The following is a 15,521-nucleotide window of genomic DNA, read 5'->3' on the forward strand; positions in this document are numbered from 1 at the left end:
GCGGGCGCGTCATACCTCCAGGGTGATTTCCGCACGCGGGGGGTAGATGGAGCTCTCCAGGAGCCCGGCCTCGACGGCACGCTCGATCGCCTCGCTGCGCGACGCGGCGCCGAGCTTTCCGTAGAACGCGACCGTCTCGCCTACCGCAGTCGAGGGCTAGATTCGGCGCCGGCGACCCGGTCGTCCGGGGGTGACGGCCGCGGCCACGACCGCGGTTTTCGCGACTGGCGCAGGGCCGGGTGTGACGGCCTTGGCCACCACTGCGGTCCTCGCCACCGGCGCGCCGACGACTCCCACTCGTCCCACACGTGCTGGTCTCAGGGGCATTTTCAGTCTCCTACGCTCGTCAGTGCGTCATCGGCCTCGAGGGAGGCGATGATCGCTTGGATCGGAATCCGTCCGGTGGCGATCAGTTGGCCGCCCGAGCGCCGCGCCGCCGACGCGAAGCGCGCGGCCCACAAGTTCTCCCAGATCAGCACTCCGGCGGTGCTGTTGGGCTCCATGGCCGCGGCGAGGTGCTCGATGTCCTCCTCGGCCAACAGCTCGGCCAGCTCGGCCTCCAGTGCTTGCAGCTCTCCGAGCTCGCCGACGTCGGCGAGCTCCATCGCCTCGACGGCACCGTCCTCGTCCTTGGTGAGGATCACGATGTCGATCACGCGGATCGTTCCGGAGTCCACCAGCGCGAGCAGCTCTGCCGCCATCTCGCCGGTGAAGTTGCTCGCGCCCGCCGGGAACTCGACGATCAGGTAGTCGACGGGGCCGAGGTCATCCAGGGATGTGTCTGTCATCGCTCGTTTCCTTTCATGGCCGGTTGGGCCGTTCGCTACTGGCGCGCCATCGCGACGCGCAGGCGCTCCTCGGGCATGATCAGGTGGTCGGCGTCTTCTGCGTCCTCGCCGAGATCGATCTGCACCCAGTTGACCGTGCCGGTGAAGACGCTGCTCTCGCCCTCGTAGTCGTCGCTGACCGGGGACGCGGAGTCCTGTCCGACGTCAGCGGTCTCATCCGCGGAGAAGATCAGCGGCACGGTGGCCTCGACGCGACCTTCACCGGTCTTGGAACCATCGAGGTAGAGCGAGACGGTGCCGCCCTTGGCGAGGCCGCCGCCGTCGTAGGCGAACTCCATGCGCACCTGGTGCGTTCCCGGCGCAATCGCGGCGTCCGCGCTGATCTTGAAGCGCTGCAGGCCGAGCAGGTTGTAGCAATAGGTCGGGCGGCCATCTTTGACGTAGAGGCTCCAGCCGGCGAAGGCGCCGCCTTGGGCCAGGATCACGCCCTCGGCGCCCGCCTCGGGCACGACGACCTCCGCCGTGACCGCGTGGGACTTGTTCTTGGTGTTGAGGACGCTGTTCTCGCTGAGGCGTCCCATACCACCGAAGAGCAGCTGCGACTTTCCCTTCACGAGCTCCGGGCGGCCGACGAGGTCGGCGTCGAAGCGCTCGACGCGACGGTCGTCGAGCGGGAGCACGTTGTACTTGCGCGCCTCGTCGAGCCAGAGCTGTTGCAGTTCGGCCAGCTTCTCCGGCATCTCGGCGGCGAGGTCGTGCGCCTGGCTCCAGTCCGTAGTCGTGTCGTAGAGCTCCCAGACGTCGTCCGAGAACGGCGGCAAAGCTCCCGCCACCACCCATGGCACGCTGTGGTTGGTGACCGCGGTCCAGCCCTGGTGGTAGATGCCGCGGTTGCAGAACATCTCGAAGTACTGCGTGTCGTGGCGGTCATTCTCGGTCGCCCCGTCGAACGAGTAGGCCATGCTCACGCCCTCGATCGGCTGCTGGGTGACCCCATTGACAGTCGTCGGTTGGGGGAGCCCGGCCGCTTCGAGCACGGTGGGGGCGACGTCGATCACATGGTGGAACTGCGAGCGGACCTCGCCGCGCGCGGCGATCCCGCGCGGCCAATGGACGATCGTGCCGTTGCGCGTTCCGCCCCAGTGTGAGGCGACCTGCTTCGTCCATTGATACGGCGTATCCATCGCGTGCGCCCAGCCAACCGCGAAGTGGTTGTACGCCTTCGGTGTGCCGAAGTCGTCGATGTGCGCCGCCATGAACTCGGGCGTCTCGAGGGCCGCGGCGCCGTTGAAGATGAATGTCTCGTTGAAGCTGCCGTTGATCCCGCCCTCAGCGCTGGCCCCGTTGTCGCCGATGATGTAGTAGACGAGCGTGTCCTCGAGCACGCCGAGGTCGTCGAGCGCGTCGACGAGCCGTCCGACGTGATAGTCGGTGTGCTCCAGGAAGCCGGCGTAGACCTCCATCTGGCGGGCGAGAATCGGCTTCAGTTCATCGGGCATGTCATCCCAAGCCGGAATCTCGTCATGCCGGGCCGTCAGCTTGGTCTCGGCGGGCACGACTCCGAGCTCCTTCTGCCGGGTCAGGATCTCTTCGCGCAGCGCGTCCCAGCCCTGGTCAAAGCGCCCCTTGTACTTGTCCGACCACTCCGTCGGAACGTGATGCGGAGCGTGCGTCGCGCCCGGCGCGAAGTACATGAAAAATGGCTTGTCGGGCATCAGCGACTTCTGCTGGCGCGTCCACTTGATCGCCTTGTCGGTCATGTCCGCGGTGAAGTGGTAGCCCTGCTCCGGCGTCGTCTCGGGCTCGACCGGCGTCGTGCCCTCATAGACGGCCGGGTAGTACTGGTTCGTCTCTCCGCCGATGAATCCGTAGAAGTACTCGAAGCCTCCGCCGCCGGTCGGCCACGCGTCGAACGGGCCCATCGGGCTCGTCTGCCAGACCGGCACCTCGTGGCACTTGCCGAACTGGGCCGTCGAATAGCCGTTCAGCAGCAGCGTCTGCGCCAACGGGGCACAGGTATTGGGGCGAACCGAGTTGTACCCAGGCGCCGAGGTGGCCAATTCCGTGATGACCCCCATTCCCACCGAATGGTGGTTGCGCCCCGACAGCAAGGCCGCCCGCGTCGGCGCGCACAGCGCCGTCGTGTGGAAGCGGTTGTACCTAAGGCCGTTGCCTGCCAGCCGCTCAGCCGTCGGCGTCGCGCACGGCCCGCCGAACGCGCTCGCGGCGGCGAAGCCGACATCGTCGAGCAAGACGACGAGCACGTTGGGCGCGCCCGCCGGTGGGCGAAGCGGCTTGATCGCCGGAAACGACGCGTCTGGGTCCCTGGCGTCGTACGGGAGTGTTCCTTCGAACGGTCTGTCCGGAATCGGCAGAACGGCACGATCCAGTCCATCGGACTCACCCTGGCTCACGAAATTCCTCTCGACCGGTTTGGGCGTTGCGCCAGCTTCCACGACGGATCGCCCGCGGTCGTCACCCAATCTGGACGATCTTGCTCGCCCCGCACGTCGGAAAGATCACGCAACCGCGGTATCGAAGATCGCCGTCGCGGCGTCCAGGATGCATCTGCATGTCGCCCACCCGCGTTCTGATCGTCGACGACCAGCCGGTCTTCCGGCAGGCTGCTCGCGATCTTCTCGAGGCGCGGGGGTACTCCGTCGTCGCGGAGGCTTGCGGGTTGGCCACCGCGCGGAAGGCACTCGCGAGCACAGCACCGGATGCGGTGTTGCTCGACGTCTGCCTGGGGGAGGAGAGCGGGTTCGACGTCGCACGTGCGCTGACCGGTGAGCGCCCGGACCTCGCCGTGCTCCTGGTATCGGCGGACGCCTGCGACGGAGGCCACGAATACGCGCGGGAGTGCGGTGCACGCGGATTCGTGCTCAAGGCGCGCCTGGTCGACGCGGACTTGAACACGTTCTGGCGACAGGCGGCAGGGGTCTTGGCGGCGCGGGAGCGGGACGAGCTCCGGCTTCCGCGTCGCTGAGAGCTCCAGAACTCGCGTCACCGCTCGCGGCGGTGCGAGGGACCGCATCACCCACTTGAGGCGATGCACGGGCGGCGAGTCAGGTAGAAGGTCGGCGCCGTGGCACACGCCGACGGCTGGCCCACACTGTTCTCGAGCGCGTTCCGCCAATCGCGTAACGCGATGTTGCTCGTCGATGAGCAGCGCCACGTGATCGAAGCCAACGGAGCCTTTCTCGGGCTCGTCGGCCGCGGCAGCGAAGCGCTTGTCGGGCGCCCAGTCTGGGAACTCGTAATCGATGGTCCGCTCGCCACTGAGCGCGAGTGGCGCCATCATCTCGCCGTGCGGCGTTTCACCGGCGAAGCCATGCTGCACACCGCCGACGGCACCGGTGTCGCGATTCAGTGGGGTGCGACCGCGGAGGTCGTCGCCGGCCGTCACGTCGTGCTCTTCGTGACGCTCAGCACCTCACGCTGGGGTGGCCGTTTCCGCCGTGAGGCCGACCAGGACGGTCCGCCGCGGGTGCTCTCAGCTCGCGAGCGTGAAGTGGTCCGCCTCGTCGCGCGGGGCGCTTCCGGCCCAGAGATCGCCGATGAGCTGCGGATCACCCATGACACGGTGCGCACCCACGTGCGTAACGCCATGACCAAGCTCGGCGCTCGCTCGCGCGCCCACCTCGTCGCCAAGGCACTCGGCGCCGATCTGCTGGGGCCCGAACCCGCTTGAGCAGGATGCGCTCGTCGATCAGGCGGCCAAGCCAACGCGTTCGACGAGATCGTCGCCTAGCGCGGTCCGCTGGCGCTGGCGGCAGCCCGAAGTGGCCCTGACGTTTTGGGGCTGCTCGTCGCCGAGGCGCTATATGCCGTCGCGGCGTAGGGCTTGACTTCGTCCTCGCGGCGCGGGAGGGTCTGCCTCAGAGGCGTTCGCGCCGATCGCCAGTGGGTGCGAACGCCACGATTGGAGGAAGCATGAAGCTCCAGATCGCGGCCACCGCGCTCGCCGTGGGGGCGTGCGCAGCAGTCGCGCCGGCGGCATCGGCTCACGCGCCGGCGCGCGTGTCGGTGGCCGGCCTCAATGGCTCGGGTGACTGGGTCATGGACCAGGTCTACGACGCCGACATCGGCGTGCATTTCAAACAACACTTCACCTTCGCCAAGCGCGCAGGGCGTGTGGCAAGCATCCCGGCCGGAGGTGGCTCGGTCAAAGTGCCGATACGCGTGCACGTCGAGTCTGCGGCCGACGGCACGTACTCGAGCGGCTCAGGACTGAAGTCGTATACATGCACCGCGACCTCGGACACCAACGCCAAAGCGACGGTCTCGCTGGCCCGCCGAGGGGCGAAGCTCCGGGTGACCACCACAGTCCTCGAGGAACTCGCCCCCGGATCACCTGACTGCACCGAACCAGGCGCGGCGTGGTGGCCCACCGATACTGACCTCTTCGAGCGCGCCCTGAGGATCCACGCAGACGTCAGCCGCGCCTCGCTGCTCAAACCGATCCCGCTGCAGTTCCCCGAAACGACCGCCGACTGTGGCGAGCCGGCACTCGTCGCAGCCTGCAGCGAGAAGATCGCCTGGTCGGGCACGCTCAAGATGCAGGGCCAGCGCTAGGGGCGGTGGTGATCGAGTGCGGTTCACGCCGCCGGACGACGGCCGTTGCCGCAACGATGCCCGGTTCCATCCAGATGGCACGCGAAGGCGCCGCTGGTCGGCACCGAGGTAGCGTTGGCATATGAGCAAGAAGGTCGCGGTGACTGGGGGGGAGCGGAAAGCTGGGTTCGGCTTGTATCGACGCGCTTCTGGAGGACGGTTGGACGGTTTTCAACTTCGACCTTTCCCCTCCGCGTGAGCCGAAGTGTCGCTTCACTCGACTGGATCTGACCGACTACGGCCAGGTGGTGGAAGCGTTCGCCGGCATCGACGAGCTCCACGACGGCGTCGATGCGGTGGTGCACCTTGCGGCGATCCCGGGCGCGACGCACGCCGGCAATGCCGCGACCTTCGTCAACAACATCACCGCGACCTACCACGTCTTTCAGGCGGTGAAGCCGCTCAAGATCCACAACGTCGTCTGGGCCTCCAGCGAGACGCTGCTCGGCTACCCGTTCAATCGCCCGCCGGTGTACGTCCCGCTGGACGAGGACGTGCCCAAGTTGCCCGAGGTCGCCTACTCACTCGTCAAGGACCTCGAGGAGGAGATGGCGGTCCAGTTCTGCCGCTGGGACCCCGGCCAGAAGCTGATCGGGCTGCGGTTCTCGAACGTCATGTCTCCTGACGACTACGCCGACTTCGCGGCCTTCGAGAACGACCCTGCGAGCCGCAAATGGAACCTGTGGTCCTACATCGACGCCCGCGACGGCGCCCAAGCTGTCGTTCAAGCTCTCGCTTACGACCGACCCGGCTTTGAAGCCTTCCTGATCGCCGCTGACGACACCGCGATGAGCACGCCGTCGCTCCAGCTCATGGACGTATTCTTCCCCGGCGTCGAGGTCCGCTCCGAGATCGAAGGCACCGCCGCACTCTGCTCGATCGCGAAGGCGCGCCGGCTCCTCGGATTCACCCCGCGCCACCGGTGGCGCGACCATGTGCCGACCCCTCCGACAGCGAGCTGACACTCAGACAGCGTGGCCACCGCGGCCCCGCCACGTTCTCGATCGCGTCGTCGAGGGCTTCGGTTCAGCCGTCCGCATCAAGTGCACCGAAGCGGATGCCGACAGGACGTTCAATGGTCAAGGCGTCTCAACTCATTGGATCCTCGTCCTCCCCGTGGGCGCCGGTGCGTCGTCGGTCGGTGTTCGGGATCGTCGTGGGGTTCGGCACGCGGCTGCTCGTGGCGCTGGCGCTGACGCTCATGGCCGTCGGGTCGGTCGGATTCGTGTTGCTGGCCCATCAACTGCGAAGCAACCAGATCGCGAGCTACGCGAGCGAACACCGGACGGACGTGCGCAACATCGAACGCATCGGCCGACGCGACTCGACGACGTTGCACGCCCTGCCGGCGATCGACGATCTCCTCGCGGGCGTCGGCGAGCGCCCGGGCACGGTCCAGACGCGACTGATCGACGCACGCTCGGTCGTGATCGCGGCGGGCGATGACACCACCGCGAACGGCAGACGTGAGTCAAACGCGCGGATCACGCGCGCGCTGCGGAGCGGTGTCAGCTACGCGGGGGTCAAGGACGGCCCGACGCCCGATCGGCGGGATTTCGAATTCATCGCGCCGGCCCACCTCCCCGACGGGCACTACGTCCTCTTGGTCAGCTATGACCATCGTGTCCTCGATGCGGACTTCCGCGAGATCCGGAAGACCGTGATCTGGATCGGACTGCTCGCGCTGATCGCGGGCGCGGCCGTCTTCTACCTCGTGGGCGGGCGGACGCTGCTGCGCAGCCATCGCATCGCGCTCCAGCGTGCGACGCGCGACGGGCTGACCGATCTCCCCAACCATGGGGCCTTCCAGGACGAGTTCCCGCGGGCCGTGAGCTCGGCGGTGCGGCATCAGCAACCGCTGGCGCTGATCGTGCTCGACATCGACGACTTCAAGTTCCTCAACGACCGCCATGGGCACCTCCAAGGCGACGCCATTCTGCGCCGGATGGCCGACGCGCTTCGCTCCGGTCGTGTGGAGGATCGCGCCTATCGCGTCGGCGGCGACGAGTTCGCGCTCCTGCTGCCCGGCACCGACGGTGAGGGCGCCCGCGCGGTCGCGACGCGCCTCGCCGGAGCGCTCAGCGGCTCGGAGGTCGTCGCCAGCATGGGCATCAGCGACCTGCGCCAGGGTCAGCTGGCCGAGGATCTCCACGCCGAAGCCGACGCCGCGCTCTACGACGCCAAACGCCGCGGCGGCCAACGCATCACGCACTTCGACGAGATCCGCCAGCAGACGGTCATCACCACCTCCGCTCGCACCGATCTGGTCCGGAGCCTGATCGACGAAGCGCGCATGAGCATGGTCTTCCAGCCCATCTGGGATCTCGAATCCACGCGTCTACTTGGGATCGAGGCGCTGATGCGGCCGGATCCGGACAGCGGCCTTGGCAACCCGGCGGAAGCCTTCGACCTTGCCGAGCAGATCGGCCGCGTGCACGACCTCGATGTCCTCTGCGCCGAGCGAGCGCTGCAAGACGCCCCGGAACTGCCCGACGGGACGCTGCTGTTTCTCAACATCTCCCCGCAGACGCTCGACCTCGACGCCACCAGCGACGGCTGGTTGCTCGACGCCGCCGCGCGCGCCGGCATCTCGCCCGACCGGGTCGTCCTCGAGGTCACCGAGCGCTTCGGTGCCCGCACGGAATCGGTCGTCAGCAGCCTGCGACGACTGCGCGTCGAGGGCTTTCGCATCGCCCTCGACGACGTGGGAACCGGCAACTCGGGGCTGGAGATGCTGCAGAAGGTCAACGCCGACTTCGTGAAGATCGATCGCAGCATCGTGGTCGCGGCGCCTGCGGACCGCAGCGCCCGTGCGGTGCTGATGGCGATGGCGACCTACGCCCGTCAGACCGGCTCCTACGTCATCGCGGAGGGCATCGAAGACCAGCAGACCCTCGACTTCCTGGCAAGCATCGACGACCGCGACGTCCAACTCGACCAGATCATCCAGGGCGGACAGGGATACGGTCTCGGACGTCCCGCCCCCGCCGAGGACGTCCTCGCGGCGACATCAGACGGTTCTCGCCGGAACGTCGGCGTGCAGCGCGCTCCAGCCCAGCGCCCCCGTGACGCCCTCGAGCTGGGTCATGATCCGTGGCCCGTCGCCGTCGATGTCGAACTGGATCAAGCCCTTGGCATGCGCGCTGTCGCGCATCTTGAGGATGCTCATGGCCCGGCGCAGCTCTGAGCCGATCTCGACGTAGCGCAGCATGATCACGTTCTGAAACAGGAACGACAGGCCGCCGAGCGGCTCCAAGGTGGGGCCGAGGGCGAGTGTCTCACTGGTGATCATCAGCGAAGCGCCCGCGGCGCTGACGAGCGCGGTGAGGACTCGACAATAGGCCGGCAGCCGCTGGGTCTCGCCGGCGGCGAGGACGAGCTCGGTCAGGCTGTCGATGACCACGCGTTGGACGGGGGCATCGTCCAGTTCCGCGCGCACTACCGCGGCGAGCGCGTCGAGGTTGACGTCCTCGGGGAGGACGTGTCGGATCCGGAGTCGTCCGGAGTCGTGCGCGTCGGTCACGTCCCACCCGAACCCCAGGGCTTTGGCCAGGAGCTGTTCGGGGGTCTCCTGGAAGGAGATGTAGAGGCAGCTCTCGTCTTCCAGCGCGCCGTGGGCGACGAAGCGCAGCGCGATCGTCGTCTTGCCGCAACCGGTCGGGCCGAGCAGCGCGGTGGTGTCGGCGGCGTACAGCCCGCCGCCCATCAACGCGTCGAGCTCGGGCAATCCGCTTTCGATGCGCGCGCTCTCCACGGCGGGGGAGGGAAGGGCCGGCAACGTCTCCAGCCGTGGGTAGACCTTGATCCCCGCGTTTGAGACGCGCATCGCGTGCTTGCCCTCGAGGTGGCGTGCTCCGCGCAGCTTGACGGTTCGCAGCCAGCGGCGATCGACCGGCTCGCGTGATTCGTAGGCCATCCGGATGATCACGTCGGCGACCGCGAACTCCGGCAGCTCCTCCATCTCGAGCTCCGTGTACTCGCCGACGAGTACGAGCACGACCCCGGTACCGGCGACGAGGCTCGCGAAGTCATACAACGTCTTACGCATGCTCTTCGGGTCGCCATAGTCGCGAAGCGCCTTCGCGCTGTCGATCACGACGATGGCGGGATGGGTCTCGAAGCATTCGCGCACGACCTCGGCCGCGATTTCGCCTGTGGCGCCCGCGGGCTCCTCGCCGCCGCTCAGCAGGTCGGCGAGGTCGATGAACTCGACCTGCGTGCCCAGTTCGCCGGCGTCGAAGAAGGTGAACTGGCCGACGTGCTCGATGAGCTTGTCGTGGGGCTCCGAAAGGGTCGTGTAGTAGATCGCACGGCGCTCACGCGTGGCGATCCCAAAACACATCTGCTGCGCCAGGATCGTCTTGCCGGTGCCCGGGCTGCCGGCCAGGACCACGAGGCTTCCGGCAGGGAGGCCACCTCCGAGCACGAGATCCAGTTCTTCGATGCCGGTCCTGACGATGCGCATTTCAACCGGCTCTCTCGAGGAGTGTGTTGACGGTCTCAGTCAGATCACCGTTCTTGAATGGCTTGGCGATCGCCGCGTCGGCGTGGAACGTGGCGATGTTCGCCTCCGCGCTGAGGACGACGATCGGTATCGCCGCGGTGCGCGTGTCGGCGCGCAGGCGGGCGATCATCTCGTGCCCGTTCATCAGGGGCATCATCACGTCCGTCACGATCAGCGCGGCATTGCAGTTCGCCACCGCGGCGAGGCCCGCTTCGCCGTTGGCTGCCTCGATGACCTGATGACCGGCGTCTTCGAGGAGGAACCGAATCAGCGCGCGAACGCTGCGCTCGTCGTCGACGACGACGATCGTCTTCGCCGATGATGCGCGTGTCGGGTCGGCTGGAGGAGTGGCAATCTCTGACGTCATTGCCTGCCGGTCGCTCGCGATGCGCTGCAGTCGTTCGAGCGCGGCGCGGATCGTGCGCGACACCTGCATCTGGGTAATGCCGACGATTTCGCCGATCTGCGTCTGAGTGAGGTCTTCGTGGAAGCGGAGGTGCAGGACGCGACGTTCGCGCCGAGGGAGGTGACGCATCAGGCTCTCGAGCAGCATCGCGTTCTCGGTCGCGAGGAACCCGGTCTCGTCGATTGCGATTCCGGGGGTGCGGCTGTCTCCGTCGTTGCGGGGCTGATCGAGCGAGAGGGCGCGGCGCGCGGTGGCGGCTTGGAGCACTTCGGTGATTCGCTCCACGCTCGTTTCGACGCGGGCGGCGATCTCCGGGACGGTGGGGGAGCGGCCGAGTTCTGCGCGGAGCGCGCTCGTGTTGCGGTCCACGCGCGCGGCGAGCGTTTGGATGTCGCGGGGCGGGCGGACCGACCACCCGCGGTCGCGCAGATGGCGCCTGAGTTCGCCCAGGATCGTGGGGAACGCGAGCGTGGAGAACGCCAGCCCGCGTTTGGGGTCGAAGCGCTCGATTGCCTTGAGCAGCCCGATCGCGGCGATCTGCTCGAGATCCTCAATGTCGTCGGAGTCGCGGTAGCGCCACGCGAGTTTTCGCGCCAGCGGCATGAATTGCGCCGTGATGGCGTCTCGGGTCGCGGGGCTGTGGTCGACGGCGAACCGCGCGAACAGTCGTCGCTCGTTGTCGTGGAAGACCCGATAGCGACGGTCGTCCTCCGGAGTTCGTCGGGCCTTGGCCATAGAGGACATCACCCCCACGGACGGGAGGGAGAGCCGTCGAGTGGCGTCGCCGGCGACGCACGGTTCGAGCTAGAGAGCGACACGCGACAACCTCCGACAACCGCTGGCAGGCTGGATCAGAAGTCAGACGGCGTTACCGGAATCCCGACCGCGCCGTGCGATGCCCTCGCCACCAGTCTAGGCGCGCGCGGGAGACCTCGTGGAAGAAAACGTTGGCAACCTCACTTGGACGCGTGAGATGCTTGGTACGGGTGTGCCCGCGTTATGAGCCCTGAGCGCGATGAGACCGACCGAGAGCACGATCAGGAGGCGATGCTGACCCGCCTGCGCGAAGAGGCTGCGACGCGCGAGGGAGATCTGGCGGTGTTGCGTGAGCGGCTTGATGTGGCCGAGCACGAGTTGGACGACCTGCGCGCGATCCGCGACGCGCTGACCCCGCCTGAGCTGCCGAAGCGCCCCGGATTGGAGTTGGCCGCGGTGTTTGAACCCGCGGCGACGGAACGCGTGAGCGGCGACTTCTACCTCGTGGCCGAAGGGCCGCGGGAATCCACGGTGCTGGTCGTCGGCGATGTCGTCGGTCACGGGTTGACGGCCGCGCGCCGAGCCGCGTTCGTGCGGACGACCTTCGTCGTGACCGCGCCCTTCTCCGACGATCCCTGCCGGCTGTTGAATTGGGCCAACACCGCGCTGATCGAGCGTGCCGGCACCAGTACGGATTTCGTCACCGCCGCGTGCGTTACGTACCTGCCGGGCGAGCAACGGTTGCGCTGGGCCTACGCCGGGCATCCCCCAGCGCTGCGGCTCGACGGCGGCGGCGAACTCACGGCGCCCAGCCAAGGAACCCTGCTTGGCACTCGTGAGGATGTTGGGTGCGTGGAGGGCTCCCTGCAGACTCGTCCCGGCATGGGCGTTCTCCTGTACACCGACGGGCTGACCGAAGCTCGCCACGCAGGGGAGCAATTCGGGCTGGACGGCGTGAGCGTCGCGCTCGCTGGCCTGCTCCAGCCGTCGCCGTCTGAGGCGATCACGACGCTGCGCGCCCGCGTGGCCGAGTTCGCCTCCGGCCATCTGACGGACGATCTCTGCATGCTCGCCGCGCGGATCGACTGATGGAGGAGGCGTGATGTCAGAGCGAGATGACCGAAGCGATCGCGAAGCGGCGCGAATGAGGCTGCTGCGCGACGCGGAGCTGCAGACCCGAGACGACGCCGATCAGACGGCGGCAGATCTGGACCAGACGCATGCCAACACCGATCAGACGGCGTCGGACGTGGATCAATGGGGGTCGCAGGCCGATCAGGCACTGTCCGCACGCGATCAGCATGCTTCGGATCGCGACCAGGCCGCGGCCGATTGGGAGGAGGCGCAGACTCCCCCGAGTGTCGAGACCGATCAGGCGCACGAAGCGTCACGAGACGAGCGCGTGGCGGCCACAGATGAGCGTGATGCCACGGCGGCCAGCCGGGCGAGTGTCAGCGCCCAGCGACTCGATACGGCAAGACGACGCGACAACGTGGCCCGGGGGCGCGATCTCACCGCTGCGGCCCGCGACCGGGCTGCCCGCTCCCGCGACGAGGAGGCCGATATCCGCGATCGCTTGGCAGACGCGCAGGATCGCGAGTCAACGGTGCCCGGCGGCCCCGACGACGCCACCGACGTGCCGGCGGCGCTGCGCGATGCTGGAGCAACCCTCCGCAAGGACTCTGCGCAGGACCGCGCTGCCGCCGCCCGTGACCGCGACTCCGCCGCGAGGGACCGCGAAGCGGCCGCCTCCGATCGTGACCCGGAGTCCGCGAACGAGTGATCAACGCCCGCCTCGCTGAGCACGGCGACGAGCGCCGGCATGGCCTGATCGGGTGACGGAGCATGCTCAGCCTTCCGATCACGAACGCCGGCGATGCGCTGCGATGGGTCGAGCTTGACGGCGCGGAGCCTGTCCGGGTGTACCTGCATGGGCTGGGATCGGCCGGACCTGGTGGCGGCGCTGGTGGTGGTCGAGCCGAATCTCGACCCCGCGGAGCCTGACCGCGCGGTGATCGGCAGCCGCGGGATCGCGGCCTACTCCGAGGCCGAGTTTGCCGACTACGGCTTCGCCCAGACACTCGCGGCGGCCGGCTCGGTGTGGGCCGCGACCATGCGGCTATCCGACCCGCGGATCCTCCATCGCAGCGCGGTCGCGCTCACGCGAGCCGAGCTGCGAGCGACGTTCGCGGGCTTGTCGGTTCCCCGCACGCTGATCACGGGCGACGCCGTCGATCCGCACTCCGACGCGTTGCGCGGTGCCGGTGTGCGGGTGAAGACGATCGACGGCGCCGGACACAACGTGATGCTGGACGCACCCGCCGCGTTCGTGCACGCGCTCGCGCAAATCTGAGCGAGCGGCCCGCCACCGCACCCCTGGGCGATCGTGTGGCCGGAGAGCCGCTGCGCGCCGCCAGCCGCGGCCTGGCGGCGCTGCTTCGGCGTGGGCTACTCGCCCGAGTCGTACTTGAAGCTGATCGCCAGACGGACCCGGAAGTTCACGACGCCGCCGTCGCCGATCGTCACGTCCTGACGCACGACCTCGGCGACGCGTAGATCGCGCACCGTCTTGGCGGCGGTGTCGACGGCGGCCTTGGCCGCTGCCTCCCACGAGTCGCTACTCACACCGATGACCTCGGTCACGCGGTAGACACTGTCAGCCATTTTGCCCTCCCCGGGCTAGATGCTGCAGGACGCGCCCCTCGCATCCCGGGGCGCCGGATGCCGGCCGTACGCTACGTGACATTACGGGCACGCGCGATTTCACCCTGTTGGCCGGGCGTGTCCGCGCCGCCGGATCTTCGCCTCCGGCCGGGTCGGCCCTGACGGTGAACGCCCCGGGCGCGGCGAATGCGCGTCGGTAGTGCAGGTCCCCGTTGACTGCATTGGGAACTGGCGGTATTGCCGGTCGTCGCGCTAGGTCGCGTGGGCCTGACCGATGAATTTTGCGCGCCGTGCCGGTCTGTACGCCGAATACCGACTTACGGGAGGCTGTCGCCCATGCGGAAACTGACCTTTGGCATGAACCTGAGCCTGGACGGCTACATCGCCGCGCCCGGCGACGACCTCAGCTGGGGCGTGCCGAGCGACGAACTGTTCCAGTGGTGGTCCGACCGGGTGGGGGCGACGGGCCTGGCGCTGTACGGGCGCAAACTGTGGGAGGCGATGAGCTCCCACTGGCCGACCGCCGACCAGCAGCCTGGCGCCACACCGGCGCAGATCGAGTACGCCGGCCGCTGGCGGAACATGCCGAAGGTGGTGTTCTCCTCGACGACCAGCACGGTCGACTGGAACACCCGCCTGGTCACCGGCGACGCGGTCACCGAGATCACCAGGCTCAAGGCCGACGACGGCGGCCCCGTGGACATCGGCGGTGCCACCCTCGCCGCGGCGGCCATGCGGGCCGGGCTGATCGACGAGTACGCGATCGTCACCCATCCGGTCCTGGTGGGCGGCGGCACACGGTTCTTCACGGCCCTGGACAACTGGGTGAACCTAAGCCTGGTGGAGACCCGGGCGTTTCCCGACGGCGTGCTCCTGACCAGGTACGAGACCAGGCGCTGAATACCCGACCTCGGATCGGCGCGGCCTCGGGCTTCGATGCTCGTCACCGGTCACGGTTGCGCGTTGCCTCGCGCTCGGACTGGCGTCTCACGCACGCGTACCGGCGTGCCGCACTCCGAAGCGTCGTCGGCATACGCCTTGGTCGCGGTGCGATAGCGCGCGTAGAGTTCCCAGACACCGGTCTTCGGCAGACGCAGGGCCGCGATGCTCCAGGCTCCATCGCGCGCGCGTGCGACGGCCAGCCGCGTCGCGCGCTTGGCGCCCGGCGCGTAGCCCCACAGCTGCACCTGCCCTGAGTCCACATCGCTCCCGGCCGTGCCCGTGACGGCGAGCACTCGTGCGGACACGCGCACCACGTCGAAGCCGAGCTCGACGCCCAGCGCCCCGCGGTAGGCGGGTGCGGTGGAGGTGAGATCGAACGGCATGCCCTGGGCGGGCGTGATCGCCCACGTGGTGTCGAGTGTGTCCGAGGCCCACGGCGGCTGCGTGAACGAACGCGTCGTCTGGACCAGCGCGGTGGCGCCTGCCGCGACCGTGATCGTCGTGCTTGTGCTGGCGGGCTCGCCGAGCGCGTGATGCGGGCGGGCCCATCGACCGGCGCAGCGGACGACAGAGGCGCTGACGGCCGTCTGCTCGTCGATCGTCGCGCCGGAGATCGCCGGCTTGCCGAGTGTCTGGATGCTGAGAGTCTCGGCGGTTGCGCCGGCGGCGATCGACAGCTGGTGCGTGACCTTCGAAGGAAGGTTCCCCGGCACGCCCTCGGCGGCCTGCTGAAGCGTGAAGGACGGGTTGGCGAGCGCGGGCGCGGGAAGCGCGCACAGCAGCGCGACGGCGGCGAGCGGGAGGTGGCGGCGCATGATCCGCAAGTATCCCCCCGCCGCCGTCCCGG

The 15,521-nt window shown here is 68.4% G+C and carries 14 protein-coding genes and 1 pseudogene; 9 read left to right on the forward strand and 6 right to left on the reverse strand.

The features are described 5' to 3' along the window. Nucleotides 1–329 precede the first annotated feature (329 nt). On the reverse strand, nt 330–788 hold the full coding sequence (locus OM076_RS00005) for a DUF6325 family protein (protein ID WP_270037218.1): 459 nt from the start codon (nt 786–788) through the stop codon (nt 330–332). A 35-nt stretch (nt 789–823) separates the two neighbouring features. Continuing rightward, complete coding sequence (locus tag OM076_RS00010; RefSeq protein ID WP_272597453.1) at nt 824–3,178, reverse strand: arylsulfatase; 2,355 nt, start codon at nt 3,176–3,178, stop codon at nt 824–826. A 182-nt stretch (nt 3,179–3,360) separates the two neighbouring features. Between OM076_RS00010 and OM076_RS00015 the strand changes: the two genes are divergently transcribed. From OM076_RS00015 to OM076_RS00035, 5 genes and pseudogenes are all read left to right on the forward strand, one after another. Next, entirely contained in the window at nt 3,361–3,774 is a 414-nt protein-coding gene (locus tag OM076_RS00015) for a response regulator (RefSeq protein WP_270037220.1), read from the forward strand. Between the two features lie 99 nt (nt 3,775–3,873). Further along, nucleotides 3,874–4,479, forward strand: a complete 606-nt coding sequence (locus tag OM076_RS00020; protein ID WP_270037221.1) for a helix-turn-helix transcriptional regulator — start codon at nt 3,874–3,876, stop codon at nt 4,477–4,479. Between the two features lie 242 nt (nt 4,480–4,721). Next, nucleotides 4,722–5,363 (forward strand): hypothetical protein, encoded by a 642-nt coding sequence (locus OM076_RS00025; RefSeq protein ID WP_270037222.1) that lies wholly within the window; start codon nt 4,722–4,724, stop codon nt 5,361–5,363. A gap of 143 nt (nt 5,364–5,506) precedes the next feature. Then, nucleotides 5,507–6,364, forward strand: a complete 858-nt coding sequence (locus OM076_RS00030; protein WP_270037785.1) for an NAD-dependent epimerase/dehydratase family protein — start codon at nt 5,507–5,509, stop codon at nt 6,362–6,364. 239 nt (nt 6,365–6,603) lie between these two features. Continuing rightward, nucleotides 6,604–8,307: pseudogene (locus OM076_RS00035) on the forward strand (EAL domain-containing protein); the annotation flags it as partial. A 105-nt stretch (nt 8,308–8,412) separates the two neighbouring features. Here OM076_RS00035 and OM076_RS00040 read toward each other — a convergent pair. After that, nucleotides 8,413–9,867 carry a DUF7125 family protein gene (locus OM076_RS00040; RefSeq protein WP_270037223.1) on the reverse strand — a complete coding sequence of 485 codons (1,455 nt, stop codon included), beginning with the start codon at nt 9,865–9,867 and terminating at the stop codon, nt 8,413–8,415. A 1-nt stretch (nt 9,868) separates the two neighbouring features. Next, the gene (locus OM076_RS00045) at nt 9,869–11,047 is read right to left on the reverse strand and encodes a sigma-70 family RNA polymerase sigma factor (RefSeq protein WP_270037224.1); all 1,179 of its coding nucleotides are present in this window, start codon (nt 11,045–11,047) and stop codon (nt 9,869–9,871) included. A gap of 312 nt (nt 11,048–11,359) precedes the next feature. On the opposite strand from OM076_RS00045, the gene OM076_RS00050 reads away from it, so the two are divergent. The 3 genes from OM076_RS00050 to OM076_RS00060 all read left to right on the forward strand — a co-directional run bounded on the left by OM076_RS00050 (nt 11,360) and on the right by OM076_RS00060 (nt 13,421). Then, the gene (locus tag OM076_RS00050; protein WP_270037226.1) at nt 11,360–12,157 is read left to right on the forward strand and encodes a PP2C family protein-serine/threonine phosphatase; all 798 of its coding nucleotides are present in this window, start codon (nt 11,360–11,362) and stop codon (nt 12,155–12,157) included. A 55-nt stretch (nt 12,158–12,212) separates the two neighbouring features. After that, nucleotides 12,213–12,851 carry a hypothetical protein gene (locus OM076_RS00055; protein WP_270037227.1) on the forward strand — a complete coding sequence of 213 codons (639 nt, stop codon included), beginning with the start codon at nt 12,213–12,215 and terminating at the stop codon, nt 12,849–12,851. 147 nt (nt 12,852–12,998) lie between these two features. Then, nucleotides 12,999–13,421 carry an alpha/beta fold hydrolase gene (locus OM076_RS00060; protein ID WP_270037228.1) on the forward strand — a complete coding sequence of 141 codons (423 nt, stop codon included), beginning with the start codon at nt 12,999–13,001 and terminating at the stop codon, nt 13,419–13,421. Between the two features lie 95 nt (nt 13,422–13,516). Here the strand turns inward: OM076_RS00060 and OM076_RS00065 are convergent, their stop codons facing one another. Then, on the reverse strand, nt 13,517–13,732 hold the full coding sequence (locus tag OM076_RS00065; RefSeq protein ID WP_270037229.1) for a dodecin family protein: 216 nt from the start codon (nt 13,730–13,732) through the stop codon (nt 13,517–13,519). A gap of 336 nt (nt 13,733–14,068) precedes the next feature. Here OM076_RS00065 and OM076_RS00070 point away from each other — a divergent pair, with 336 nt between their 5' ends. Further along, nucleotides 14,069–14,632, forward strand: coding sequence for a dihydrofolate reductase family protein (locus OM076_RS00070; RefSeq protein ID WP_270037230.1), 564 nt, complete (start codon nt 14,069–14,071; stop codon nt 14,630–14,632). Nucleotides 14,633–14,682: 50 nt separating this feature from the next. Here the strand turns inward: OM076_RS00070 and OM076_RS00075 are convergent, their stop codons facing one another. Continuing rightward, the gene (locus OM076_RS00075) at nt 14,683–15,489 is read right to left on the reverse strand and encodes a hypothetical protein (RefSeq protein WP_270037231.1); all 807 of its coding nucleotides are present in this window, start codon (nt 15,487–15,489) and stop codon (nt 14,683–14,685) included. Nucleotides 15,490–15,521 lie beyond the last annotated feature (32 nt).

It is taken from the genome of Solirubrobacter ginsenosidimutans (assembly GCF_027587205.1).